The organism is Amycolatopsis sp. cmx-8-4 (assembly GCF_046548675.1).
GTDB lineage: Bacteria > Actinomycetota > Actinomycetes > Mycobacteriales > Pseudonocardiaceae > Amycolatopsis.
The window spans coordinates 233,164-256,791 of the sequence record NZ_JAEBDZ010000005.1; the positions used below are offsets into that span (position 1 = coordinate 233,164).

At 71.5% G+C, this 23,628-nt stretch carries 22 protein-coding genes; 14 read left to right on the forward strand and 8 right to left on the reverse strand.

The window, feature by feature from the left end; all coding sequences use genetic code 11:
• Positions 1-2: 2 nt before the first annotated feature.
• A complete protein-coding gene (gene dapF / locus ACLJQZ_RS12670) occupies positions 3-833 on the forward strand; it encodes a diaminopimelate epimerase (protein ID WP_410620205.1) in 831 nt (276 codons plus the stop codon).
• A gap of 15 nt (positions 834-848) precedes the next feature.
• On the opposite strand, the gene valS is transcribed toward dapF, so the two are convergent.
• The gene (gene valS, locus ACLJQZ_RS12675) at positions 849-3,383 is read right to left on the reverse strand and encodes a valine--tRNA ligase (protein ID WP_410620206.1); all 2,535 of its coding nucleotides are present in this window, start codon (positions 3,381-3,383) and stop codon (positions 849-851) included.
• A 9-nt stretch (positions 3,384-3,392) separates the two neighbouring features.
• Positions 3,393-4,646, reverse strand: coding sequence for an MFS transporter (locus ACLJQZ_RS12680; RefSeq protein ID WP_410620207.1), 1,254 nt, complete (start codon positions 4,644-4,646; stop codon positions 3,393-3,395).
• A gap of 64 nt (positions 4,647-4,710) precedes the next feature.
• On the opposite strand from ACLJQZ_RS12680, the gene ACLJQZ_RS12685 reads away from it, so the two are divergent.
• The 3 genes from ACLJQZ_RS12685 (at position 4,711) to ACLJQZ_RS12695 (ending at position 7,787) form a co-directional block, all read left to right on the forward strand.
• On the forward strand, positions 4,711-5,214 hold the full coding sequence (locus tag ACLJQZ_RS12685) for an ArsR/SmtB family transcription factor (RefSeq protein WP_410620208.1): 504 nt from the start codon (positions 4,711-4,713) through the stop codon (positions 5,212-5,214).
• A 43-nt stretch (positions 5,215-5,257) separates the two neighbouring features.
• The gene (gene hflX, locus ACLJQZ_RS12690) at positions 5,258-6,703 is read left to right on the forward strand and encodes a GTPase HflX (RefSeq protein WP_410620209.1); all 1,446 of its coding nucleotides are present in this window, start codon (positions 5,258-5,260) and stop codon (positions 6,701-6,703) included.
• A 64-nt stretch (positions 6,704-6,767) separates the two neighbouring features.
• Positions 6,768-7,787 (forward strand): hypothetical protein, encoded by a 1,020-nt coding sequence (locus ACLJQZ_RS12695; RefSeq protein ID WP_410620210.1) that lies wholly within the window; start codon positions 6,768-6,770, stop codon positions 7,785-7,787.
• A gap of 255 nt (positions 7,788-8,042) precedes the next feature.
• Here ACLJQZ_RS12695 and lexA read toward each other — a convergent pair whose 3' ends face one another.
• Positions 8,043-8,702, reverse strand: a complete 660-nt coding sequence (gene lexA, locus ACLJQZ_RS12700) for a transcriptional repressor LexA (RefSeq protein ID WP_284741108.1) — start codon at positions 8,700-8,702, stop codon at positions 8,043-8,045.
• Positions 8,703-9,060: 358 nt separating this feature from the next.
• Here lexA and ACLJQZ_RS12705 point away from each other — a divergent pair, with 358 nt between their 5' ends.
• The 4 genes from ACLJQZ_RS12705 to ACLJQZ_RS12720 all read left to right on the forward strand — a co-directional run bounded on the left by ACLJQZ_RS12705 (position 9,061) and on the right by ACLJQZ_RS12720 (position 13,733).
• Positions 9,061-9,534: a LysM peptidoglycan-binding domain-containing protein gene (locus ACLJQZ_RS12705; RefSeq protein WP_410620211.1), complete on the forward strand. Its 474-nt coding sequence runs from the start codon at positions 9,061-9,063 to the stop codon at positions 9,532-9,534.
• A gap of 298 nt (positions 9,535-9,832) precedes the next feature.
• A complete protein-coding gene (gene nrdR / locus ACLJQZ_RS12710; RefSeq protein ID WP_410620212.1) occupies positions 9,833-10,327 on the forward strand; it encodes a transcriptional regulator NrdR in 495 nt (164 codons plus the stop codon).
• A 30-nt stretch (positions 10,328-10,357) separates the two neighbouring features.
• Positions 10,358-13,165, forward strand: a complete 2,808-nt coding sequence (locus ACLJQZ_RS12715; RefSeq protein ID WP_410620213.1) for a vitamin B12-dependent ribonucleotide reductase — start codon at positions 10,358-10,360, stop codon at positions 13,163-13,165.
• A gap of 40 nt (positions 13,166-13,205) precedes the next feature.
• Positions 13,206-13,733 carry a hypothetical protein gene (locus ACLJQZ_RS12720; RefSeq protein WP_410620214.1) on the forward strand — a complete coding sequence of 176 codons (528 nt, stop codon included), beginning with the start codon at positions 13,206-13,208 and terminating at the stop codon, positions 13,731-13,733.
• On the opposite strand, the gene ACLJQZ_RS12725 is transcribed toward ACLJQZ_RS12720, so the two are convergent.
• Both ACLJQZ_RS12725 and ACLJQZ_RS12730 read right to left on the reverse strand, forming a co-directional pair.
• Positions 13,730-14,119, reverse strand: a complete 390-nt coding sequence (locus ACLJQZ_RS12725; RefSeq protein ID WP_410620215.1) for a VOC family protein — start codon at positions 14,117-14,119, stop codon at positions 13,730-13,732. The two genes, ACLJQZ_RS12720 and ACLJQZ_RS12725, sit on opposite strands and share 4 nt — an antisense overlap.
• A 44-nt stretch (positions 14,120-14,163) precedes the next feature.
• Positions 14,164-14,712, reverse strand: a complete 549-nt coding sequence (locus tag ACLJQZ_RS12730) for a TetR/AcrR family transcriptional regulator (RefSeq protein ID WP_410620216.1) — start codon at positions 14,710-14,712, stop codon at positions 14,164-14,166.
• 77 nt (positions 14,713-14,789) lie between these two features.
• Between ACLJQZ_RS12730 and ACLJQZ_RS12735 the strand changes: the two genes are divergently transcribed.
• Both ACLJQZ_RS12735 and ACLJQZ_RS12740 read left to right on the forward strand, forming a co-directional pair.
• Positions 14,790-15,401, forward strand: coding sequence for an FMN-dependent NADH-azoreductase (locus ACLJQZ_RS12735; protein ID WP_410620217.1), 612 nt, complete (start codon positions 14,790-14,792; stop codon positions 15,399-15,401).
• Positions 15,401-15,715, forward strand: coding sequence for a DMT family transporter (locus ACLJQZ_RS12740; RefSeq protein ID WP_410620218.1), 315 nt, complete (start codon positions 15,401-15,403; stop codon positions 15,713-15,715). Before ACLJQZ_RS12735 ends, ACLJQZ_RS12740 begins: the two co-directional genes overlap by 1 nt.
• Here ACLJQZ_RS12740 and ACLJQZ_RS12745 read toward each other — a convergent pair.
• Positions 15,705-17,780, reverse strand: a complete 2,076-nt coding sequence (locus ACLJQZ_RS12745; protein ID WP_410620219.1) for a prolyl oligopeptidase family serine peptidase — start codon at positions 17,778-17,780, stop codon at positions 15,705-15,707. The two genes, ACLJQZ_RS12740 and ACLJQZ_RS12745, sit on opposite strands and share 11 nt — an antisense overlap.
• A 112-nt stretch (positions 17,781-17,892) precedes the next feature.
• On the opposite strand from ACLJQZ_RS12745, the gene ACLJQZ_RS12750 reads away from it, so the two are divergent.
• A complete protein-coding gene (locus tag ACLJQZ_RS12750) occupies positions 17,893-18,906 on the forward strand; it encodes a neutral zinc metallopeptidase (protein WP_410620220.1) in 1,014 nt (337 codons plus the stop codon).
• On the opposite strand, the gene ACLJQZ_RS12755 is transcribed toward ACLJQZ_RS12750, so the two are convergent.
• Complete coding sequence (locus ACLJQZ_RS12755) at positions 18,899-19,471, reverse strand: TIGR03086 family metal-binding protein (RefSeq protein ID WP_410620221.1); 573 nt, start codon at positions 19,469-19,471, stop codon at positions 18,899-18,901. The two genes, ACLJQZ_RS12750 and ACLJQZ_RS12755, sit on opposite strands and share 8 nt — an antisense overlap.
• A gap of 83 nt (positions 19,472-19,554) precedes the next feature.
• Here ACLJQZ_RS12755 and ACLJQZ_RS12760 point away from each other — a divergent pair, with 83 nt between their 5' ends.
• From ACLJQZ_RS12760 to ACLJQZ_RS12770, 3 genes are all read left to right on the forward strand, one after another.
• Positions 19,555-20,967, forward strand: a complete 1,413-nt coding sequence (locus ACLJQZ_RS12760) for a PLP-dependent aminotransferase family protein (protein WP_410620222.1) — start codon at positions 19,555-19,557, stop codon at positions 20,965-20,967.
• A complete protein-coding gene (locus tag ACLJQZ_RS12765; protein ID WP_410620223.1) occupies positions 20,964-21,410 on the forward strand; it encodes a hypothetical protein in 447 nt (148 codons plus the stop codon). Before ACLJQZ_RS12760 ends, ACLJQZ_RS12765 begins: the two co-directional genes overlap by 4 nt.
• A 102-nt stretch (positions 21,411-21,512) precedes the next feature.
• On the forward strand, positions 21,513-21,944 hold the full coding sequence (locus ACLJQZ_RS12770; protein ID WP_247063162.1) for a CBS domain-containing protein: 432 nt from the start codon (positions 21,513-21,515) through the stop codon (positions 21,942-21,944).
• 77 nt (positions 21,945-22,021) lie between these two features.
• On the opposite strand, the gene ACLJQZ_RS12775 is transcribed toward ACLJQZ_RS12770, so the two are convergent.
• Entirely contained in the window at positions 22,022-23,584 is a 1,563-nt protein-coding gene (locus ACLJQZ_RS12775) for a DUF4139 domain-containing protein (protein WP_410620224.1), read from the reverse strand.
• Positions 23,585-23,628 lie beyond the last annotated feature (44 nt).

A 23,628-nucleotide genomic window follows, 5' to 3' on the forward strand; every position in this document is an offset into this window, starting at 1 on the left:
CCATGGGCGGAATCGAGTTCCTCAAGGGGCACGGCACGCAGAACGACTTCGTGCTGCTCCCCGACGCGGCGGGCCGCCTCGAGCTGACCGAGGCCCGGATCGCCGCGCTGTGCGACCGCCACCGCGGCCTCGGGGCCGACGGCGTGCTCCGCATCGTCCGGGCCGACGCGCTCGAAATCGCCTCCGAGGGCGAGTGGTTCATGGACTACCGCAACGCGGACGGCTCGATCGCGGAGATGTGCGGCAACGGTGTGCGCGTCTTCGCCCGCTACCTCGTGGAAGCCGGGCTCGTGACCGAGGGCGAGTTCGTCGTCGGCACCCGCGCGGGCGACCGTCCGGTGGTGGTGCACCCGGACCGCACGGTGACCGTCGGGATGGGCCCGGCGACGATCACCGGCACGTCGGTCACCGTCGTCGCGGGCCGGCCGTTCTCCGGCGTGGCCGTCGACGTCGGCAACCCGCACCTGGTCACGGTGCTCGACGACACCGACGTCCGGGACCTGGACCTGCGCGACCAGCCCGACTTCGACCACGACGTCTTCCCGAACGGTGTGAACCTCGAGTTCGTCAACCGCCTCGGCGAGGGCGCGCTGCGGATGCGCGTCCACGAGCGCGGGGTGGGGGAGACGCGCGCCTGCGGCACGGGCACGGTCGCCGCGGTGGCCGCGGCCTTCCACCTGGCGGGCACCGACACCGGAGCGTCCACAGTGGACATCCCGGGCGGCCGGGTGGACGTGACGGTGTCCCGGGGCGCGTCGACGCTGTCGGGCCCGGCGGAGATCGTGGCCCGCGGCGAGATCGACGACGCCTGGTGGGCCGCCGCCGGTTCCTGACGGCGGCCCCCGGCGTCAGCCGACGGTCACTTCCAGCGCCAGCTCACCGTCTCGTGTCGTGACGTCCGCGATCGCGCCCGCCAGGCGGATGTCCGGCTCGATGCGCGCGAACCGCTCCAGCACGTCGGCAGGCCCGGTCACCGTCAGCGTTTCCACCGCGGTGCGTATGGAGACCTTCGCGTCCGTCTTCGCCCGGCGCACCGCCGCGATCACCTCGCCCGCCAGCGTCAGCAGTTCCGGGTCGCCGTCCGAAGCCGAAGCGACCGGCCACGGCGCCCGGTGCACCGAGCCCGGCTGCCACCACGACCACACCTCTTCGGCCGCGAACGGCAGGAACGGCGCCAGCAGCCGCAGCACCGCCGACAACGCCGTCACCAGCGCCGCCTGGGCCGACGAAGCTCCCGAGGCGCCGCTGTCGCCGTACGCGCGGCCCTTCACCAGCTCGACGTAGTCGTCGCAGAACGTCCAGAAGAACGTTTCGGTCACCTGCAGCGCCCGCGCGTAGTCCAGCGCCTCCAGCGCCGCCGTCGCCTGCTCGACGACGACGGCCAGCGACGCCAGCAGGGCCCGGTCCAGCGGTTCGGTGACCGCCGCGGAGGGGGACGGCACGCCGAGGCCGAGCACGAACCGGCTGGCGTTGAGCAGCTTCGTCGCCAGGCGCCGGCCGACCTTCATCTGGCCTTCGTCCACCGCCGTGTCGACGCCGGGGCGCGCGCTCGCCGCCCAGTACCGCACCGCGTCCGAGCCGAACCGCTCCAGCAGGTCCACCGGAGTCGTCACGTTGCCCTTGGACTTCGACATCTTCTTGCGGTCCGGGTCGAGCACCCAGCCGGCGATCGACGCCGCCCGCCACGGCAGCACGCCGTGCTCCAGCTCCGCGCGCACCGCCGTCGAGAACAGCCAGGTCCGGATGATCTCGTGCGCCTGCGGCCGCAGGTCCATCGGGAAGACCCGCTCGAACAGGTCGTCGTCGAGGCTCCAGCGGCCGACGATCTGCGGGGTGAGCGACGACGTCGCCCACGTGTCCATCACGTCGGCTTCGGCGACGAATCCACCCGGCACGCCCCGCTGGTCCTCGGTGAAGCCGGGCGGGACGTCGCTGCTCGGGTCCACCGGCAACGCGCTCTCGCCGGGCAGGAGACGCGCGTCGTAGTCGGGCTCACCACTCGCGTCGAGCCGGTACCACAACGGGATCGGCACGCCGAAGAACCGCTGACGGCTGACCAGCCAGTCACCGGCGAGGTTCGTCACCCACGACGAGTAGCGCACCTTCATGTGCGTCGGCACCCAGGTCAGTTCTTCGCCACGGGCCAGCATCTTCTCGCGGAACGCCGGGTCGTTGCCGCCGTTGCGGAGGTACCACTGCCGGCTGGCGACGATCTCCAGCGGCTTGTCGCCCTTCTCGTAGAACTTCACCGAGTGCGTGATCGGCCGCGGTTCGCCGCGCAGGGCCCCGGCTTCGCGCAGCAGGCGCACCAGGATCTCGCGTCCCGTGTGGACGGTCTTGCCCACCAGCGGCGCATAGGCTTCCGCGGGCACGCCGTGCGGCGCGTCGGGCAGGAACCGGCCGTCACGGCCGAGCACCACGCGGGTCGCGAGGCGCAGTTCGCGCCACCACGTGACGTCCGTAGTGTCGCCGAAGGTGCACACCATCGCGATGCCGCGGCCCTTCTCCGGGTCGGCCAGGTGGTGCGCCACCACGGGCACCTCGACGCCGAACACCGGCGTCCGCACGGTGGTCCCGAAGAGCGGCTTGAAGCGTTCGTCGTCCGGGTGCGCCACCAGCGCGACGCACGCGGGCAGCAGCTCGGGCCGGGTCGTCGCGATGACGACGTCGGAACCGTCGGGTGCGGTGAACGCGAGGTCGTGGAAGGCGCCGGGGCGTTCGCGGTCCTCCAGTTCGGCCTGGGCGACGGCGGTGCGGAACGTGACGTCCCAGAGCGTCGGCGCTTCGGCCTGGTAGGCCTCGCCGCGGGCGAGGTTGCGCAGGAACGCGCGCTGGGAGATCAGCCGCGAATCGTGCCCGATCGTCTGGTAGGTCATCGTCCAGTCGACGGACAGCCCGAGCTGCCGCCACAGCGCTTCGAAGACCTTTTCGTCGGTCACCGTCAGGGATTCGCACAGCTCGACGAAGTTCCGCCGCGAGATCGAGACGGTGTTCTTTCCTGGGTCCTTGCCCGGCTTCTCCGGTGCCCGGAAGTCCGGGTCGTAGGGCAGCGACGGGTCGCAGCGGACGCCGAAGTGGTTCTGCACCCGGCGTTCGGTCGGCAGGCCGTTGTCGTCCCAGCCCATCGGGTAGAAGACCTCGAACCCGCGCATCCGCTTGAACCGCGCGAGGACGTCGGTGTGGGTGTAGGAGAAGACGTGCCCGATGTGCAGCGACCCGCTGACCGTCGGCGGCGGGGTGTCGATCGAGTAGATCTCGTCACGGGTTTTGGTGCGGTCGAACCGGTAGGCGCCCGTGGACTCCCATACGGGTACCCACTTGGCCTCCAGACCGTCGACACCGACCTTGTCCGGGACCTGTGGGCGCTCGAGGGGAGTGTTCATGAAGCAACTCTAGGCGGCGCCGGAACCCGTTTTCGCCGTGGTCGGCAGATCGCGCATGTGCCGCAGCGGTGAGAAGACCACCCACAGCACCGCGGCCACTTCGCCGGCCACGCCCACCCACGTCGCGCCGCGCAGCCCGAGTCCCTCGCCGAGCGCGCCGCCCAGCAGCCCGCCCAGCGGGATCACGCCCCAGACGACGAACCGCACGCTCGCGTTCATCCGGCCGAGCAGCCGGTCCGGGCAGATCGCCTGCCGGTAGGACACCTGCGCGACGTTGTAGATGATGATCCCGAACCCGCCGATCGCCGCGCCGAGCCCGGCGAGCCCGAGCCGCCAGTCCGGCCCGGCGAAGGGGAACAGGAGGTTGGCCGGCATGGTGAACAGCGGGACCAGCCAGATCGCCCGCGCCTGGCCGAGCCGCCGGGTCACCGCGCCCGAGCAGACCGCGCCGAGGATCCCGCCGGCGCCGCCGACCGCCAGGAGCACGCCGACCGCGGCCGGCGCCAGCCCGACGGTCCGCGTCAGGAACAGCACCTGCACGGCGCTGAACGCGCCGTGGAAGAAGTTCGCCGTCGCCGTGGTCGCCACCATCGCCCGCAACGGCTTGTCGGAGAACACGAACCGCAGCCCTTCGGCGATCTGCGGGAGCAGCCGGGTGTGGCCGCGGGGTTCCGGCTCGGGTTCGCTCGCGCGGATGCGCAGCAGGCACAGCGCCGACGTCAGGTAGCCGAAGCCGGTGATCAGCACGGTGTTCGCGGCGCTGACCAGCTGGACCAGCACGCCCGCGCCGCTCGGCCCGGCGATCTGCGCGACCGACTGGACGGCCTGCAGCTTGGCGTTGCCCTCCAGGAGGTGCTCCCGGCCGACGAGCGAAGGCAGGTACGACTGGTAGGCGATGTCGAAGAACAGCGTCGCGATGCCCACGAGCAGCACGACGACCAGCAGCTGCGCGAGCGTCAGCACCCCGGCCCACCAGGCGAGCGGCACGCTGAGCAGCAGCGCGAAGCGGGTGAAGTCGGCCGTGAGCATGACCCGGCGGCGCCGCAGCCGGTCGACCCACACCCCGGCGGGCAGCCCGAGCAGCAGGAACGCGAGCGTCTCGGCCGCGGTGAGCAGGCCCATCTCGAACGGCGTCGCGGCCAGCGTCGCGGCCGCGAGCAGCGGGATGGCGGTGTTGCCGACGAAGGTGCCGAACTGGCTGGCCGTGTCGCCGGCCCACAGTCTTCTGAAGTCGGCGTGGAAGAAGAGTGACCCCCTGGACATGGTTCCGAGTCTGCCGCGAGTGATTGGAAAGTGTCAATCACTGTTCGCTCTCTAGGCTGTGCGGGTGCCACCTGGGAAACGACGTACCGCGACCGAAGCCGAGGCCGCCGCGCTGGCGTCCGGAATACGGCTGCGCATCATCCGGTTGACCTTCTCGGACGCCTTGACGAACAAGGAGCTCGCCGAGCGGCTCGGCCGCGACCCGGCGACGACCCTGCACCACGTGCGCAAGCTCGTGGAAACCGGCTTCCTGGCGGCGCAGCCGCCGCGGCGCGGCACCCGGGGCGCCAAGGAAATCCCCTACCTCTCCACCGGACTTTCGTGGACACTCGACTCATGCGGTGATCGGGGCGTTGAAGAGGCGGTGCTCGAGGCCTACCTGGCCGAGATCGCCGAAACCGGGTTCGAGGGCGTGCACCAGTCACGCCTGGTCGTCCAGGTGGCCCCCGAGGAGCGCGAAGAGCTGGACAACCGGCTGAACGCCCTCCTCGAGGAGTTTCGCGCACGACCGCGCCGTCCCGGCGCGGAACGCACCGCGATCTACCTCGCCACCTATCCGAGCAGCTGAAGAGTTCGGTTCCCGCGTCGAAACGTGGGACCATGGAGGCACGATGACAGATCTGACACACACCGAAGACCACGACGACCTGTACGACGCCGAGCTGTCGACGGGCGAGATGGAGCTCGAGGACCGGGCGTCACTGCGCCGGGTCGCGGGGCTGTCCACCGAGCTCGACGACGTCACCGAAGTCGAGTACCGGCAACTGCGGCTCGAGCGGGTCGTGCTGGTCGGCGTGTGGACCGAGGGCACCGCCCTGCAGTCCGAGGCGTCGCTGGCCGAGCTGGCGCGCCTGGCCGAGACCGCGGGTTCGGAAGTCCTCGAAGGTCTCATCCAGCGGCGGACCAAGCCGGACCCGGCCACCTACATCGGCTCGGGCAAGGTGCGGGAAGTGCGCGACATCGTCGGGTCCACCGGCGCCGACACCGTGATCTGCGACGGCGAGCTCTCGCCGGGCCAGCTGCGGCAGCTCGAGGAGAAGGTGAAGGTCAAGGTCATCGACCGGACCGCGCTGATCCTCGACATCTTCGCCCAGCACGCCCGGTCCAAGGAGGGCAAGGCCCAGGTCGAGCTGGCCCAGCTGCAGTACCTGATCCCGCGGCTTCGCGGGTGGGGTGCGTCGCTGTCCCGGCAGGCCGGTGGCCGGGCCGGTGGCGCGAACGGCGGCGTGGGCCTGCGTGGTCCCGGTGAGACCAAGCTCGAGACCGACCGGCGGCGGATCAACAAGCGCGTGGCGAAGCTGCGCCGCGAGATCGCCGCCATGGACACCATCCGCGAGACCAAGCGCGGCCGCCGGGTGGCCAACGAGGTGCCCAGCGTGGCGATCGTCGGCTACACGAACGCCGGCAAGTCGAGCCTGCTCAACGCGCTGACCGGGGCCGGGGTGCTGGTGGAGGACGCGCTGTTCGCCACCCTCGACCCGACCACGCGGCGCACGCAGACCGCGGACGGGCGCACCTACACGCTGACCGACACCGTCGGGTTCGTGCGGCACCTGCCGCACCAGCTGGTGGACGCGTTCCGCTCGACGCTGGAAGAGGCCGCGGACGCGGACCTGCTGGTGCACGTGGTGGACGGGGCCGACCCGGCACCCGAGGAGCAGGTCAGCGCCGTGCGCGAGGTGCTCGGCGAGATCACGCGCAAGCGCAAGGAGCCGCTCCCGCCGGAGCTGCTGGTGATCAACAAGATCGACGCGTCCGACGAGGTCACCCTCGCCCGGCTGCGGCACGCGCTCGCCGGCTCGGTGCAGGTGTCGGCGCGGACCGGGGCGGGCATCGAAGCACTCGTCGACGTGATCGCCGAACGCCTGCCGCGGCCGGAGGTCACCGTCGAGGTGCTGGTGCCCTACGCGCACGGCGAGCTGGTCTCGCGGGCGCACTCGGACGGCGAAGTGCTGGAAGAGGAGCACGTCGAGGAGGGCACGCGCCTGCTGGTGCGGGTCCGCCCGGATTTCGCCGCGGCTTTGCGCGAGTACGAGACCAACTCGACCAGGGCCTGAGACGTCTACATTCCAGTGTGCGGTCGTGGTGATCGCACACTGGAATGTTTTCGGAGGTGGCTGGGTGCGGTCGGCGGTCGCGGTTGCGGCGGGGTTCTTGGCTCTACTGAGCGGACCGGTACCCGCGTCGGCGGCGGAAACGCCTCAGCCGCTGTGCACGGTGAAGGACTCGCGCCTCGGTGAGCTGTCCGGGCTCGTGTCCGACGGCGACCACCTCTACGCGATCAACGACGGCGGCACCAAGGTCCAGGTGTTCGTGCTCGGCCGGGACTGCAAGGTGCAGAAGGTCCTCACCGACAAGACGGACCCGTTCGACGTCGAGGACCTGGCCCGCACGCCCGACGGGCGGCTCTGGCTGTCCGACACCGGCGACAACCTGAAGGGCCGGCTGACCGTCGCGCTGCTCGAGCTGAGCCCGCAGGGCAAGCTCACGCTGCACCGGCTCACCTATCCCGACGGCCAGCACGACACCGAAGCGCTGATCATGGACAAGGCGGGGACGCCGTACCTGATCACCAAGGACGTCCTCGGCGACGCGAAGGTCTACCGGCCGTCCGGCCCGCTGGCCAGCCCTGGGCCCACGAACCTGGAGAAGGTCGGCTCGGTGAAGATCGAGACCACCGACACGCAGGGCGGCCCGGTCGGGTCCATCGGTTCGGTGCTGGTCACCGGCGGCGCGTCCACGGCCGACGGCACGGTCGTGGCGCTGCGCACCTACACCGACGCCTACCTCTATGCCGCACCCGGCGGCGATGTCCTCGCCGCGCTGCAGCGCACCCCGGTCCGGATCCCGTTGCCGGGGGAGAAGCAGGGCGAGGCGATCGCGTTCGATCCCGACGGCACGCTGCTCTCGGGCAGCGAAGGAGTCGGCCAGCCCCTCCGCGCGGTGCGGGGCGCGGCCGCTCTGGCCGCGCAGTCCGGCGCACCGGCGGAGGGCAAAGCCTCGACCGGCACCGGCGCGTCGTCCGGTTCGGCGGGGGACGGGGCCGGGCTCCCCATCCTGCCCGCCGCGGGGATCACGCTCGCGGTGGTCGGGATCGGCTGGTTCGGGTTCGGCAAACTGCGCCGCCGAAGCCGCCGCTAGTTCTTACTGGCCGAGCGATCGCGGGCCGGCTCTCGCGGGCTTGGCTCCCCACGGCCAAGACCACTCGATCCGGTGAAACTCAACCCCAGCCTCGGCGGTGCGAAACCCTGGCCGACAGACCAGGGCGACCGAGGTGGGGGTCCGGGGGCTCGCCCCCGGGCGGGGTCTGGGGGTTGCACCCCCAGGAGACACGGGCGGGAAACGCTTGGCGAGCGCTCTCCGCGAGCAGACTCCGCCCGCGTTTCACGCCCCTCGTCACAACCGCCTGAGCACCGCGACAACCTTGCCGAGCACCGTGGCGTCGTCGCCGGGGATCGGCTCGTACGCCTCGTTGTGCGGCATGAGCCAGATGTGGCCGCCCTTGCGCTTGAACGTCTTGACCGTGGCCTCGCCGTCGATCATCGCGGCGACGATCTCGCCGTTGTCCGCGTCCGGCTGCTGCCGGACCACGACCCAGTCGCCGTCGGTGATGGCCGCGTCGATCATCGAGTCGCCGGTGACCTTGAGCAGGAACAGCTCACCCTCGCCGACGATCTCCCGCGGCAGCGGGAAGACGTCCTCGATGGCCTGCTCGGCCAGCACCGGGCCACCGGCGGCGATCCGGCCGACCAGCGGCACGTACGCCGCCTTCGGCATGACCGGCTGCTGGTCCATCTCGATGCCCATGGGGTTGTCGTCGGTCGCGGAGAGCACGCCGACCGCGCGCGGCCGGTTCGCGTCCCGGCGCAGGTACCCCTTGCGCTGCAACGCCCGCAGCTGGTGCGAGACCGACGACGTCGACGTCAGGCCCACCGCCTCGCCGATCTCGCGGACGCTCGGCGGGTAGCCGAACCGGCTCACCCACGAGCGGATCACGTCGAGGACCTGCTGCTGGCGGACGGTGAGGGCGTCGTCCACGTCGTACACCTCGGGCATGGAGGCCACCTTTCCGGTGCCCCCCGGGGACCCACTGGTCCTGCCCGCCTTGTTCTCCTTCGCCACTGCGTCGCCTCCCAGACGTTCGCTGCACGTATGCGCGCCGGCCGCCGTCCGCTGGGTGCGGGCAGCCTCGCCGGCGGCATCTGCCCGGCAGATGCCCTGGTCACCGACGTTAGCCCCCGGGCACGACGATTTCAAACATCTGTTCGATCGACACGCCGTGTCCGCTCGATTTTGTCGGTGGTAGGTGGTAGACCTTCGCACTGACGTTCGATAGAACGTCTGTTCGACCTTGATCCACGAATCGCAGCCGGTTCCGGGATCGGGCGGACACCAGGGTTCAGAGGAGGTTCGGATGTCCATTCTGGCCGAACGCGGTCCGGCTCGCCCGGCGACCCCGGCTCCGGCGCAACCCCGTCCTGTGCGCGTGCTGCGCGGACGGCGCGGTGAGGTGCAGCGCCCGCCGACACGCGCGCGGGTCGTGGCGGGCCGTCGTCCCGCCGGCGCGCCCTGCGCGGCGCCGCGGCGGGTGCCGGTGCGGTGGCCGTGGCTCGCCGCGCTCGCCGGCGCGAGCTGCCTCGTGGTCACCGGATTGGGTCTTCTGGGCGGCGGTGGCGCGAGTGCTCCGGTGCCCGAATCGACCGCCACGGTGTCGGTCGGGCAGGGCGACACGCTGTCCGCGCTGGCGGCCCGATTCGCGCCAGACAGCGACACTGGCGCGGTTGTCGCCCGGATCGAAGAGCTCAATCGCCTGGACCAGCCCGTTCTGGTGCCCGGGCTGGCGCTCACGGTCCCGGTCGCCGACCCGGCGGCCGTGCCCGCTCCCTGATTTGCCGTGGCCGTCAACCACTCTCACCCGGGCGGGTTTCCGCCCGGTCGCGCCGCTTGCGCACGCACCTCCCGGGTCCTACTGTCTGCCGCTATATGTAGTAGTTACACCGCTGTAGTTGGTCCACAGGTTGGGGTAGACTGGACGGCAGTTGTCCACAGTTGACCGGCTCTTACCCACCGGATGTCCACAAGTCGATCACCAGGGTGCAGGGGTGCCCGGTGGTCGCAGCACGGCCGCGCGTGGCGGCCGGGACGTCGACCGGGGCGGCCGGCGCGGAGGGGAAGGTGATCGGCGGATGAGGTGCCCGTTCTGCCGGCATGCGGACTCTCGGGTCGTCGACTCCCGAGAGGTGGATGAAGGCCAGGCGATCCGCAGGCGGCGCTCGTGCGCGTCCTGCGGGAGGCGGTTCACGACGTCGGAGACGATGGTGCTCGCCGTCGTGAAGCGTTCCGGGGTCACCGAGCAGTTCAACCGGGACAAGGTGGTCAGCGGGGTCCGGCGCGCCTGCCAGGGCAGGCCGGTCGACGACGACGCGCTGCAGCAGCTCGCGCAGCGCGTGGAGGAGACGATCCGCTCCGCCGGGCTGGCCGAGATCCCGAGTCACGAGGTCGGCCTGGCGATCCTGGGCCCGCTGCGTGAGCTCGACGGGGTCGCCTACCTCCGGTTCGCCAGCGTCTACCGCTCGTTCTCCTCGGTCGAGGACTTCGAGAAGGAGATCGCCGACCTGCGTGAGGCCATCGCGGATGCTGCTGCGCCGAAGGAGAGCGATCAGCGCGACGACGGCGATTGACCGTCCCGCTGCGGGAGTGAGGGTTCGACCATGACCGAGACCGTGGGGACCGGGGCCGGGGCGGCCACCGGCAAGAAGAGCAAGGCCGCCGGGCTGAGCGTGAAGCGCGTCTTCACCACCGAGGGCGAGCACCCGTACGACCAGGTCACCTGGGAACAACGGGACGTCGTCATGACCAACTGGCGCGACGGCTCGGTCAACTTCGAGCAGCGCGGCGTGGAGTTCCCCGAGTCCTGGTCGGTCAACGCCACGAACATCGTCACCAGCAAGTACTTCCGCGGCGCCGTCGGCAGCCCGCAGCGCGAGCGCAGCCTCAAGCAGCTCATCGACCGCGTCGTGCGCAGCTACGTCAAGGGCGCGCGCGACCACGGCTACTTCGCCACGCCGCGAGACCTCGAGATCTTCGAGCACGAGCTCACCTGGATGCTGCTGCACCAGGTCTTCAGCTTCAACTCCCCGGTCTGGTTCAACGTCGGCACGGCCTCGAAGCAGCAGGTCTCGGCGTGTTTCATCCTCGCCGTCGACGACACCATGGAGTCGATCCTCAACTGGTACCGCGAAGAGGGCCTGATCTTCAAGGGCGGTTCTGGAGCCGGGCTGAACCTCTCGCGCATCCGCTCCTCCAAGGAACTGCTCACCTCCGGCGGCACCGCCTCGGGGCCGGTCTCGTTCATGCGCGGCGCCGACGCCTCCGCGGGCACCATCAAGTCCGGCGGCGCCACCCGGCGCGCGGCGAAGATGGTCGTGCTCGACGTCGACCACCCGGACATCGAAGAGTTCATCCAGACCAAGGCACGTGAAGAGGAGAAGATCAAGGTCCTGCGCGACGCCGGGTTCGACATGGACCTCTCCGGCGCGGACATCTCCTCGGTGCAGTACCAGAACGCGAACAACTCGGTCCGCGTGTCCGACGAGTTCATGCAAGCGGTCGAGAACAACACGGACTTCGCGCTGCGCGCCCGGCTCACCGGCGAGGAGATCTCCCGCACGGACGCGAAGAAGCTGTTCCGGACCGTGGCCCAGGCCGCGTGGGAGTGCGCCGACCCCGGCATCCAGTACGACGGCACGATCAACGACTGGCACACCTGCCCGGAGTCCGGCCGCATCACCGCGTCCAACCCGTGCAGCGAGTACATGCACCTCGACAACTCCAGCTGCAACCTCGCCTCGCTGAACCTGCTCAAGTTCGTCACGCCCGAGGGCACGTTCGACGCGCCGCTGTTCGCCCGCGCGGTGGAGTTCGTGATCACCGCGATGGATGTCTCGATCTGCTTCGCGGACTTCCCGACCGAGCCGATCGCCGACACCACGCGGAAGTTCCGCCAGCTCGGCATCGGTTACGCCAACCTCGGCGCGCTGCTGATGGCGCTGGGTCACGCGTACGACTCCGACGGCGGCCGCGCGCTCGCCGCCGCGATCACGTCGCTGATGACCGGCGTCTCCTACCGGCGCTCGGCGGAGCTGGCCCAGGCCGTCGGCGCGTACGAGGGGTACGCCCGCAACGCCGAGGCGCACCAGCGCGTCATGCGCAAGCACGCCGCGGCGAACGAGCTCGTCCGCACCTACCACGCGAACGACGGCGCGGTCCGCGCGCTGGCGACCGAGGAGTGGAAGCGCGGCATCGACATCGGCACCAAGCACGGCTGGCGCAACGCGCAGGCCTCGGTGCTCGCGCCCACCGGCACCATCGGCTTCATGATGGACTGCGACACCACCGGGATCGAGCCGGACTTCTCGCTGGTGAAGTTCAAGAAACTCGTCGGCGGCGGCTCGATGCAGATCGTCAACCAGACCGTGCCGCGCGCGCTGGAGGCGCTCGGCTACCAGGCCGAGCAGGTCGAGGCGATCGTCGAGTTCGTGGCGCAGAACGGCCACGTCGTCGACGCGCCGGGGCTGCGGCCGGAGCACTACGAGGTGTTCGACTGCGCGGTCGGCGAGCGCTCGATCGCGCCGATCGGGCACGTCCGGATGATGGCCGCGGTGCAGCCGTTCCTGTCCGGCGCGATCTCGAAGACCGTCAACATGCCGGAGACGGCGACGGTGGAAGAGGTCGAGGAGATCTACTTCCAGGGCTGGAAGCTCGGCCTCAAGGCGCTGGCCATCTACCGCGACAACTGCAAGGTCGGCCAGCCGCTGTCGACGGCGAAGAAGGACAAGGTCGCGGCAGAGCCGGAGAAGGTCGTCGAGTACCGGCCGGTGCGCAAGCGCCTGCCGAAGAAGCGCCCGAGCCAGACGGTGTCGTTCACCGTCGGCGGCGCGGAGGGCTACCTGACCGCGGGCTCCTACCCGGACGACGGCCTCGGCGAGATCTTCGTCAAGCTCGGCAAGCAGGGTTCGACGCTGGCCGGCGTGATGGACGCGTTCTCGATGTCGATCTCGGTCGGCCTGCAGCACGGCATCCCGCTGGAGTTCTACGTCTCGAAGTTCTGCAACCTGCGCTTCGAGCCGGCCGGCATGACCGACGACCCGGACATCCGGATCGCCACCAGCGTGATGGACTACCTGTTCCGGAGGCTGGCGCTGGACTACCTGCCGGCCGACAAGCGGTCGCAGCTGGGCATCCTGTCCGCGGACGAGCGTTCGGCCGAGGTCGAAGCCGGCTACGGCGGCACCGTGGACCTCGGCGCCCTGCAGTCCACAGTGGACTCCTCGCCGGAGCCGCACACCGGGGAAAGCGCGCACCCGCACCGCGAAGCCCAGACCACGACGGAGCTGATGGAGCTCCGCCTCGGCAAGGCCGCGGACGCCCCGCTGTGCATGACGTGCGGAACGAAGATGCGCCCGGCCGGCTCGTGCTACGCCTGCGAAGGCTGCGGCGCGACCTCCGGTTGCAGCTGATCGGCCGTTTTCCCGTTGCGTGGCCCGGGACACTGGAGTCGTGATCGACGACTACGTGTTCGCGGGCCACGCCGCGACGGCCGCCGGAGCGGAGCGGTTGTCGGTGAGCGACTGCCTCGTCGACCTCGTCGCGGCCGAGCCGGGCGGGGACGACTGGTTCGGCGACTTCGCGGCCGCGGCGGCCCGCGGTGAAACGGTGCTCATCGTCGGCGTCCCCGTGGAGCACGTCGAGCCCCTGCCGGCCGCCCTGGCCGCGGTGGGCTGGGTGCGGGGGAGCGGCGGCCTGCCGGACCGCCTGTGCCACCGGCTTCCCGTGCCGAGCGGGCAGGTCCTCGGCTTCGAGCCGATCGGGTTCGACGACGGGACCTGGCATTCCTGGGCCTGCCTCGGCGGCCTGGTCGACGACGTCCGCGCGGCGACCGGCGTCCGCCCGGCCGGCAACGGCCTGATCGAGGCGGAGACGGACGCCCGCGAAGCCGCCCGCTGGCTGACGGCGTCCGGGCTCGGCGACCCGAAGGTGTTCTTCTGGACTCCGGCCGTGGTGCTCGGCGCTCGCGTGCCGGGCTAGGGCACGATCTCGGCGATGCCGAGCATGTTGCCCTCGCTGTCGCGGAACCACGCGGCCCGCTCGCCCCGGCCCTTGCTCGGGTAGTTGCCCTCGATGTCCATGATCCCGTCGACGCAGCCGTCGTACTCCTCGAACACGACACCCCGGCCGCGCAGGTCGGCGACCGCCGCGACGACGTCGTCGACGTAGAAACCCAGCTGGGTGAACGAGCCGTCGGACCGCCCGGCGGAGGTGTAGAGACAGAAGACGCCGGACTCGCTTTCGTACCTCAGGCCGCCGGGCCGCTCCTCGGCCGGTTCGAGGCCGAGCTTCTCGGCGTACCACCGCCGGGCGCGGGCCAGGTCCTGCGTCGGGATGCGGGCTTCGAACCGCGGGGTACTCGGCATTCCGCCGATGATAGGCCCGGAATCCGCCGGCGGCCGGGCTCCTTCTAGAACGCCCGGGCCGCGAGGGCCCGCAGCGACGCCGTGATCCGCTCCGGCGGTACGCCCTGGCCGGTCTGGTGCAGGAACAGCTCCGGCGCCAGCGGCGCGAGCAGGACGTCGGCCAGGACACCGGGGTCCGGGGCGCCCGCTGCGGTCGCCAGGACCCGGACGTGGGTGTGCCAGAAGCCGTACGCACCCGTCTTGAAGCGGGAGTGGCCCACCTCTGTGCCCAGCACCAGGTGCGCGTGGCGGGTCAGCAGGTCGACCATCGCCGCGTAGAACGCCGCCAGCCGCTCGGCCGGCGGCGCGCCCGGGCCCAGCGGGGGAGCCCCGCGCAGCAGCGACTCCTGCAACCGGCGCTCGTGCTCGTCCAGCAGGGCCACGGCGATCGCCGCGCGGTCCGGGTAACGGCGGTAGAGCGTGCCCCGGCCGACGCCGGCCGCGCGGGCGATGTCCTCCATCGTGACGTTCGCCGGGCCGTGGGCGGCGAACAGCTCCTCCGCGGCCGCCAGGACCTTCGCGCGGTTGCGGGCGGCGTCGGCGCGTTCGGGCATGGCACCAGCCTAGGGAATATCCGGACGAGGCGTCCAGTTAGCCTCAAGTGGACGCCGTGTCCACTTGAGGAGGAACCGTGACCCACCTGCTGCACCTCGACTCCAGCGCCCGCCGCACGTCGTTCTCGCGCGAGCTGACCGCGCGCTACGCCGCGACCTGGGCCGGCACGCGCACCTACCGCGACCTCGTCACCGACCCGGTGCCGGTGATCGGCGAAGCCTGGACCGAGATCTGCGACGCGCTCCTGACCGCGGGCATCACCGACCCCGCGCACTACGCCGATGTCGTCGCGACGCCGGAGCAGGAGAGAGCCTGGGCGGTCGTCGTGCCGCTGCTGGCCGAGCTGCTCGAAGCGGACGTCGTCCTCATCGGCGCGCCGATGTACAACTTCTCGATCCCGGCCGCGCTCAAGGCGTGGATCGACCAGGTGACGTTCCCGCGGATGTCGTTGCGGGGCAAGGCGTTCGTCATCGCCGGGGCGCGCGGCGGCACGTACGCGCCGGGCACGCCGCGCGCGCCGTTCGACCACCACGAGGCCTACCTGCGGGATTTCATCGCCGGGCACTACGACGTCGACGACGTCCGCTTCGTGCACGCCGAACTGACCAACGCCCTGGTCGATCCGCACCTCGCCGCGCGCGAGGCCGACCGGGTGGCGTCCCGCGACCAGGCCCTCGAGGGCATCTGATGGGCTGGGTGACGCTGGTCTGCGCCGGGCTCGTCGAAATCGCCTGGTCGCAGAGCATCAAGCCGACGGAGAACTTCACGAAGCCGGGGCCGACGCTGCTGTGCTTCGTGCTCTGCGCCGCCGCCGTCTACCTGCTTTCGCGTGCGATGGACACCGTCCCGGTGGGCACCGCCTACGCGGTGTTCACCGGGATCGGCGCCGTCGGCGCGATCGTGCTCGGCGTCGTCGTGACCAAGGACCCGCTGAGTCTCGGCCGGGTGGCCGCGCTGGCCCTGATCGTCGGCGGCGTCGTGCTCGCACGCGTCACTTCGTGAGCTGCTCCCACAGGAACTCGAAGACCAGCGCCCACTTGAACGCCAGCTGCTCGTTGTCCGCCGCGGCGCCGTGGCCGCCTTCGATGTTCTCGTGGTAGCGGACGTCGTGCCCCTGCTCACGCATCCGCGCCACCATCTTGCGGGCGTGGGCGGGGTGCACGCGGTCGTCGCGCGTGGACGTCACGAACAGCGACGGCGGATAGGACACTCCACTGTGGACGTTCTGGTACGGCGAGTACTTCGAGATGAACTCCCACTCGGTCGCCTCGTCGGGGTCGCCGTACTCGGCCATCCACGACGCGCCGGCCAGCAGCAGGTGGTAGCGGCGCATGTCCAGCAGCGGCACCTGGCTGACGATCGCGCCGAACCGCTCCGGGTAGCGCGTCAGCATGACGCCCATCAGCAGGCCGCCGTTGCTGCCGCCCTGGATGCCGAGCCGCTCCGGCGTCGTGATGCCGCGCTCGGCGAGGTCCGCGGCGACGGCGGCGAAGTCCTCGTACACCCGGTGCCGCTGCGCCTTGATCGCCTGCGTGTGCCAGCCCGGCCCGTACTCACCGCCGCCGCGGATGTTCGCGACGACGTACGTGCCGCCGCGCGCGAGCCAGCCGCGGCCGATCATCCCGCTGTAGGACGGCGTCAGCGAGACCTCGAAGCCGCCGTAGCCGGTCAGCAACGTCGGGCCGCCTTTGGCACCGGAGGGCCGGACGACGAAGTAGGGGATCTTCGTGCCGTCTTCGGACGTCGCGAAGTACTGCGCGACGCTCATCTCCGAAGCGTCGAAGAACGCCGGAGCCTGCTTCAGCACCTCGACGGTGCCCTTCCGGGACTGCGCCCCGGGCCGGGGGCTCTGCCACCCGGACCCCCGCAAAGACGTCTGATCGCCGACGTGGCCGTAGCTCAGCGTCGACGGCTGGAGGAAACCGCTGGAGTTGATCAGGTACTCGTCGCTGACGTCGGGATCGGTGTCGAAGATGTCCGCGCTGCCGAACTCCGGGCCGCCGGACAGCGGCTCCTCCGCCCAGCCGTCCGGGCCCGGCGTGAGCGTGCGCAGCTCGGACCGGACGTCACGCAGCAGGCCGAGCAGCAGGTGGTTGCGCGTCCAGGCCCAGTAGTCGAGCGACGTGTGCGCGTCGGGCGTGAAGAGCGTCGTGAAAGTCCGCTCGCCGCCCATGAAGGCGTCGAACAGGATCGCGATCAGGGAGCCGGCCGGGTGCTCGGTGCCGCCGACGGTCCACGCCGTCCGCGGCCGGACCAGCAGCCACTCGCGGTGCAGCGACGCGCTCGCGTCGTCCGGGACGTCGATCTTGACCAGGCCGTCGGGCGTCCGCAGGAACAGCTCCGAGCGGTAGAAGTCGATCGCGCGGCTGACGAAGTCGCGCTCGAAGCCCTCGGTCGGGTCGTGGGACGCGCCGATCGAGACGTCGTCGGCCTTGCCCTCGTAGACCGTCGTCGCGGCCTCGATCGGCGTGCCGCGGCGCCATTCTTTGCTCAACCGCGGGTAGCCGGAGCTGGTCAGCGAGTCCGGGCCGAAGTCGGTGCCGACGTAGACGCGGTCCTCGTCGATCCAGCCGATCCGCGTCTTCGCCTCCGGCAGCGTGAAGCCGTCCTCGACGAACTCGTGCGCGTCGAGGTCGAACTCGCGCACGACCGTGGCGTCGGCGCCGCCGCGCGACAGCTCGACCAGGCCGCGGCGGTAGCCGGGCCGCAGCACGGTCGCGCCCTGCCAGACCCAGTTCTCGCCCTCGGCCTCGGCCAGCGCGTCGACGTCGAGCAGCAGTTCCCACTCCGGTTCGGCCCGCCGGTAGGACTCCAGCGTCGTCCGCCGCCACAGGCCGCGGGGGTGGCTCGCGTCCTGCCAGAAGTTGTAGAGGAGCTCACCGCGGCGGCGCACGTACGGGATCCGGTCGTCGGCGTCGAGCACCTCGCGCAGCTCGTCGCGCAGCTCGGCGAACCGAGCGGCCTCGGTCAGCTCGGCCAGCGTTTCGCCGTTGCGGGCGCGCACCCAGTCCAGCGCTTCCTCGCCGGTCACGTCTTCCAGCCACAGGTGGGGATCCTCGACACTCATGCCGACAGTCTCGCCCGATCACGGGCCGGCTGGCCACCGGACGGCGTTTTCGATTCGTGATCCCGGCCTCTTCGGCGGTCGATATGCTGGGCGCACCGAGCAGGGGGAGAACGTGAACGAGGCCGAAAGGGCCGGTCCGCCCGGGCCGCCACCGCCGTCACCGGTACTGGCGGCGCGGCCTCCGGAACCGGCGTGGGCGCCGGAACCGAACCCCTGGGCGTCACCAGGCTGGGCGACCGCACCCCCCGTCCCGATCGCGCCGCCGCGCAGCCGGCTTTGGGGCGCCGTCGGCGGGGTCCTGGTGATCGTGCTGGCCTTCTCGCTGATCGCCGCCACTTTCCCGCACCGCGTCGACGGCCACGCGCTCGTCGCCAAGGGTGTCGACACCGGTCGCGCGTACGGCGGCACGTCGGACGGCAAGCCGCCGAAGTCCGTGCCGGAGCTGTCCACCAACCCGCTGCTCGCCGCCGGCATCACACCCGGGCCGGCGCAATGCGCGCTGCCCGCCCTCGGCCGGGCCGCCGAGCAGCTCAAGGCGTACTACGGCGCGCTGGCCGGCTGCCTCGAACAGTCGTGGCGCCCGGCGCTCGCGAAGGCCAACGAGCCGACGCTGACCGCGAAGGTGTCGGTGGTGCTGCCCGAGCACAGCGCGTGCGGCGCGGCGCCGTCGGAGAACGAAGCCGTCGCCTATTACTGCGGCGGCGACACCACGATCTACGCCCCGACCGATTGGATGCTGTCGGACGCCGGGCTCAACAAGGCCCGCCACATCGCGACGATCGCCCACGAGTACGGCCACCACGTGCAGCGCGAGAGCGGCATCCTGTCCGCCGCGGCCGACAAGATGACCTCGCCGGACGAGGACAGCCCGGCCGACAAGGAGGTCGTCCGCCGGATCGAGCTGCAGGCGAACTGCTTCGGCTCGCTGTTCCTCGCCGCGGTCGCCGGCACGGGCTCGATCAGCCGGTCGCTGGCCAACGCCGCCGTCGCCGACTACGGCCGGGCCGACGACAGCGACACCCACGGCTCGCGCGCGCACCAGCTGTCCTGGGCGAAGGCCGGGTACGACGGCAAGACCACGAAGTCGTGCGACACGTGGGGCGCGCCGGTCACCGAGGTCAGCTGACGCGCCAGGCGGGGTCGCGGCCCAGCAGCGCCAGGAACCGGTCCAGGTCGCTCGCGTCCACCGGGACGTCGACGCTGTGCGCGAACGAGCCGTTCTTCTCGCGGCCCTCGTCGGGGATGCGCTCGGCCATCCGCAACGCGGCGGACACGGCCTCGGCGTCCGGCTCGTAGGGGAGGCCGAGCGTGCGGGCGAGGTCCCAGCCGTGCGCGACGGTGTCGACCAGGTGCATCAGCGCGGCGATCGGGCCCGGGAACGTGCCGAAGGTATTGACGGCGAGTTCGCGGGTCAGCACGGCGTCGTCGGCGAAAGCGTCGAGGTAGTCGTCGACGGACGCCTGGTACGCGGCGTACGGGTCGTCGCCGAGGTCGCCGGCGTCCCAGTCCGGCGCCGAGCCGTCGCGGGCCGCCGTCGCGAAGGCGTGGTTCTCGCCGACCTGGTGGCGGAGCAGGTCGGCCAGCGTCCAGCCCGCACACGGGGTCGGGCGGGCGAGGTCGGCGGGCGTGGCCGTGGCGACGATCTTGTCGAGGACGAGCAGGGTGCGGCGGTCGAGTTCACGGAAGTCCATGGGGCCGACGCTAGGAGCGGAAGCGGACCACGGACAGTGCCAAAACCACGGCAACCTTCGTGGGCCGATCTAGGATCGGCCCGGTGGACGTCCACATCGACCTGACCGGGACCCGCGGCCACCGCGACGCGATCTACCGGCAGCTGCGCGCGGCGATCCTCGAGGGCCGGATCCGGCCCGGCGAAGCCCTGCCGCCGACGCGCGAGCTGGCCCAGCGGCTCGCCGTCTCCCGCACGACGGTCAGTGCGGCCTACGACCGGCTCACCGCCGAAGGGTTCCTGGCCGGGCGGGTCGGCTCGGGCACGTTCGTCACGGCGTCCCCGGCGGCGCGCCCCGAGCCGTCCCACGTCTCCGGCGTGCGGCCGCTGCCGGAGTGGGACGCCGTGCCGTCGCCACCCGCGCCGTTCGCCCCGGCGCCGGAGTTCGACTTCCGGCCCGGTGTCCCGGATCTGACGCGGTTCCCGTTCGTCACCTGGCGCCGGCTCGTCACGCAGCGGCTGCGCGCCGGCCAGGCCGATCTGATGACCTACGGCGACCCGCAGGGCCACGCGGGGCTGCGCGCCGAGATCGCCCGGCACGCCGGGGTGTCGCGGGACGTGCGGGCGAGCGCCGGGCAGGTCGTCGTCACCGCGGGCGCCCAGCAGACGACGGATCTGGTCGCGCGGGTGCTGCTGCGGCCCGGCGACCTGGCGGCCGTCGAGGACCCCGGGTACCCGCCGCCGCGGCTGGTGCTCGAGTCGCGCGGCGTGCGGGTCGCGCCGGTGCCGGTGGACGATTCCGGGATCGTCGTGGCCGCCATCCCGGCCGGGACGCGGCTGGTCTACGTGACGCCGTCGCACCAGTACCCGCTGGGCCTGTCGATGTCACTGGACCGCCGGCTCGAGCTGCTCGACTGGGCCGAGCGCCACGACGCCGTGCTCGTCGAGGACGACTACGACACCGAGTTCCGCTACACCGGGCGGCCGCTGGAACCGTTGCACAGCTTGGATTCCCGTGGCCGGGTGGTGTACGTCGGCTCGTTCTCGAAGGTGCTTTCGCCGGCGCTGCGGCTCGGGTTCCTCATCGCGCCGCCGGCGCTGGTGCCCGCGCTCGTGAAGGCCCGGTACCTGACCGACTGGCACGCGCCGAACGTCGAGCAGGCCGCGCTGGCGGCGTTCATGGCCGAAGGCGGCTTCGCCCGGCACGTCCGCCGGATGCGCAAGGTCTACCGCGACCGGCACGAGCTGCTGTCGAGGCTGCTGGTCCGGGACTTCGCCGACGTCCTCACGCCGCTGCCGTCGACCGCGGGCCTGCACCTGAGCGCGGCCTCCGTCTTCGACACGCGCTCGTGGGTCCGGCGCGCCCGGCACCACGGCGTCCGGCTGTATTCGCTGGGCGACTTCGGTGTGGGCGAGCGGCGGCACGGGCTCGTGTTCGGTTACGGTGCGGTCGCGGCCGAGCGGCTCGAGCCGGGACTGGCCCGGCTGCGCTCACTCGCCGAGGGAGGAACGGCATGACCGACGACGTGATGGTGGCGATCGACGCCGGTCTGCGGCAGCACATGGGCGGCGACCGCGCGGGCGCGTACGCGACCTTCACGCAGTTGTGGGCCACGGTCGGACCGGACGGCGACCCGCTGCACCGCGTCGCGCTCGCCCACCACATGGCCGACGTCTGCGACGACCCGGCCGAGGAGCTCGAGTGGGACCTGCGCGCGCTGGCGGCGGCGGACTCGCTGACCGACTCGCGGGCGCAGGAGTACCACTCGTCGCTGGCCGTGCGCGGGTTCTACCCGTCGCTGCACCTCAACCTGGGTGAGGACTACCGCAAGCTGGGTGATCTGACGGCCGCCCGCGAGCAGCTGGACCTGGCGCGAACCCGCCTGGACGCCCTCTGCGACGACGACTACGCCGCCGGCATCCGCCTCGCACTGGACGGCCTGGCCGAACGTATCGGCTGAATCGGTTCGAATACCACGGATACGCCCCGTTTGCCGGACTTTCGCGCAGTGCTGCCGGGCCCTAACCTGTTGTGACCCAGTTCACCGACGGGAAGGATCGCCATGCGGATTGCGGATCTGCTGCGCAAGAAGGGGACGGCCGTGGCCACGGTCACTCCGGAAACCACGGTGACCACGCTGCTGGCCGGACTGGCGGACAAGAACGTCGGTGCGATGGTGGTCGTCGCCCCGGACGGGTCGATCGCCGGCATCGTCTCCGAACGCGACGTCGTCCGCCGGCTCAACGACCACGGCCCCACCCTCCTGGACGGCCCGGTGGCCGACATCATGACGACCTTGGTCGCCAGCTGCGGCCCGGACGATTCGGTGGACCAGCTGTCGATCCTGATGACCGAGCGCCGCATCCGCCACGTCCCGGTCCTGGACAACGGCCGCCTGGCCGGGATCATCTCCATCGGCGACGTGGTGAAGAACCGGATGGAAGAGCTGGAGAAGAGCCAGGAACAACTGGAGGCCTACATCTCCCAGGGCTGAGGCTCACCGGGAGTTCGGCGAACGCGCATGAGACGGGGACGTCCCTGCCCGCATGCGCGTTCGCCGTTGTTGCACTCCTACTCCCGCCAGCCCGACAGTTCCACGCCCTTCGCCACGTCCACCCGGTACGACAGCGTCACCACCTGCGTCGCCCCCGGCTCCACCGTCACCTTCCAGGTGAACTCGCCCAGCTCCGACCTCTCCACCGGCTCCGGTGACGTCTTGATGTCCCGGACCGTGATCGTGTCGTCCCGCGACACCGGGGCCTGGTCCAGCACCGTCACCTCCGCCGGGCGCGGACCGTGGTTGGCCACCGAAATGCGGTACTCCGCCTCCCGGCGCTTCTGGCCCGACAGCGTCGCCTTCGACGCCGTGCGGCGGGACAGCTCTCGCTCCACGCGGATCCGGTCGTCGACGCCCAGGGCCAGCTCCAGCTCTTCGCCGGGGGCCCAGGGTTCCAGCTGAGTCGTCCCGACGAACTCCGCGTCGTGGAACACCGATGCCCGGCCCGGGCGCAGCGCGTGCTCCGACGTGTTGACGACGACCGCCCGCAGGTACGCCTCCTGCGCCAGCACCGGCGCCGTGACGTAGCCCAGCGAAGCCGTGAGGTCCAGCTGGGCCAGCGTCGTGCGGTGACCCTGAGCGCCCGAGGGGACCTCGACCGGGCGTGACGGGCGGTAGGTGACCGCCGTCGTGCCCTGCTCGACCGCCGCGAACTTCGGCGCCATCGCCGGCGCGGGGGCCGACGCCGCGAAGCGGGCCATCCGCGCGCCCTCCGGGACGCCGCCGCCCGAGCCGCCGTACGCCGCCGCGGGGGTCGGGGGCGGCGGGACGCGGCGGTCCAGGTACCACGGCTGCAGTTCCGGCACCACCACCGAGACCGCCGGCCGCGCGGTCGACAGCGCCAGCTCGCACTCCGGCCAGTCCTCGCCCGTGTACTGGCTGACCAAGCCGTACGACGTCACGGTGACCTCGGCGCCGCGGACGCGGATGTCGTAGCCCGGTTCCCAGCTGGCGCCGGGGACCACATAGGACAGTTCCAGGTCCGCCGAGCCCGCCGGGTCCGAGATCTCCAGTTCCACGACCACCGACGTACTGTCCTGTTCGGACTGGGCGCTGTGCTCGCCGATCCGGCGGTCGAGCGCGGCGAGGTCGTCGCGCAGCTTCGTGATCCGGTCGGACAGCTGCCGCCGTGACTTCAACGCCGCGGCGAGCCGCTCGCTCAGCGCGTCGGTCACCTCACCGACGCGGGACGGCTCGGCCGTGCCGGCGGCCAACGCCTTCGCGAAGCTTCCTCCGCTGCGCTTCGCGAGCGACGTCAGCAGATCCACCTTCATCGCTTCGGCCGCTTCGTCGTCGATGACGCCGTCGAGCGTGGCCTGGTCCGCGCGCCGCTGCTCGGTCAGGGCCCGCAGCGTGGCGTCGGCCGGCGAAACGTGCCGCTCGGTGCGGACGTCGACGCCGGTGATCAGCGCCGGCCCGGTGCCGGTGACGCGGACCGAGCCCGGGTCGAGTGACAGCGGCAGCCCGGCGAACGTCAGGCGCGAGCCGCCGTCGAGGGGCGCCTTGCCCCGGCGGGTGATCCGGGCCTGCTGCGGGTAGACGGTCACGGCGGCGATCGGTGCTTCGACGGTCGGCATGCCTCCGACGTTAGTCTCTTGACGCCGGATCGGGCCGGACGGAA

Bases quoted from the DNA above. Each gene is read 5' to 3' on its own strand.
- lexA (WP_284741108.1), bottom strand. From the start codon at position 8,702: ATGCCCGAGGTGTACGACGTGGACGACGCCCTCACCGTCCGCCAGCAG.
- ACLJQZ_RS12705 (WP_410620211.1), top strand. From the start codon at position 9,061: ATGTCCATTCTGGCCGAACGCGGTCCGGCTCGCCCGGCGACCCCGGCT.
- ACLJQZ_RS12765 (WP_410620223.1), top strand. From the start codon at position 20,964: ATGACCGACGACGTGATGGTGGCGATCGACGCCGGTCTGCGGCAGCAC.
- ACLJQZ_RS12715 (WP_410620213.1), top strand. From the start codon at position 10,358: ATGACCGAGACCGTGGGGACCGGGGCCGGGGCGGCCACCGGCAAGAAG.
- ACLJQZ_RS12775 (WP_410620224.1), bottom strand. From the start codon at position 23,584: ATGCCGACCGTCGAAGCACCGATCGCCGCCGTGACCGTCTACCCGCAG.
- valS (WP_410620206.1), bottom strand. From the start codon at position 3,383: ATGAACACTCCCCTCGAGCGCCCACAGGTCCCGGACAAGGTCGGTGTC.
- hflX (WP_410620209.1), top strand. From the start codon at position 5,258: ATGACAGATCTGACACACACCGAAGACCACGACGACCTGTACGACGCC.
- ACLJQZ_RS12745 (WP_410620219.1), bottom strand. From the start codon at position 17,780: ATGAGTGTCGAGGATCCCCACCTGTGGCTGGAAGACGTGACCGGCGAG.
- ACLJQZ_RS12770 (WP_247063162.1), top strand. From the start codon at position 21,513: ATGCGGATTGCGGATCTGCTGCGCAAGAAGGGGACGGCCGTGGCCACG.
- ACLJQZ_RS12740 (WP_410620218.1), top strand. From the start codon at position 15,401: ATGGGCTGGGTGACGCTGGTCTGCGCCGGGCTCGTCGAAATCGCCTGG.
- ACLJQZ_RS12755 (WP_410620221.1), bottom strand. From the start codon at position 19,471: ATGGACTTCCGTGAACTCGACCGCCGCACCCTGCTCGTCCTCGACAAG.
- ACLJQZ_RS12680 (WP_410620207.1), bottom strand. From the start codon at position 4,646: ATGTCCAGGGGGTCACTCTTCTTCCACGCCGACTTCAGAAGACTGTGG.
- dapF (WP_410620205.1), top strand. From the start codon at position 3: ATGGGCGGAATCGAGTTCCTCAAGGGGCACGGCACGCAGAACGACTTC.
- ACLJQZ_RS12730 (WP_410620216.1), bottom strand. From the start codon at position 14,712: ATGCCCGAACGCGCCGACGCCGCCCGCAACCGCGCGAAGGTCCTGGCG.
- ACLJQZ_RS12725 (WP_410620215.1), bottom strand. From the start codon at position 14,119: ATGCCGAGTACCCCGCGGTTCGAAGCCCGCATCCCGACGCAGGACCTG.
- nrdR (WP_410620212.1), top strand. From the start codon at position 9,833: ATGAGGTGCCCGTTCTGCCGGCATGCGGACTCTCGGGTCGTCGACTCC.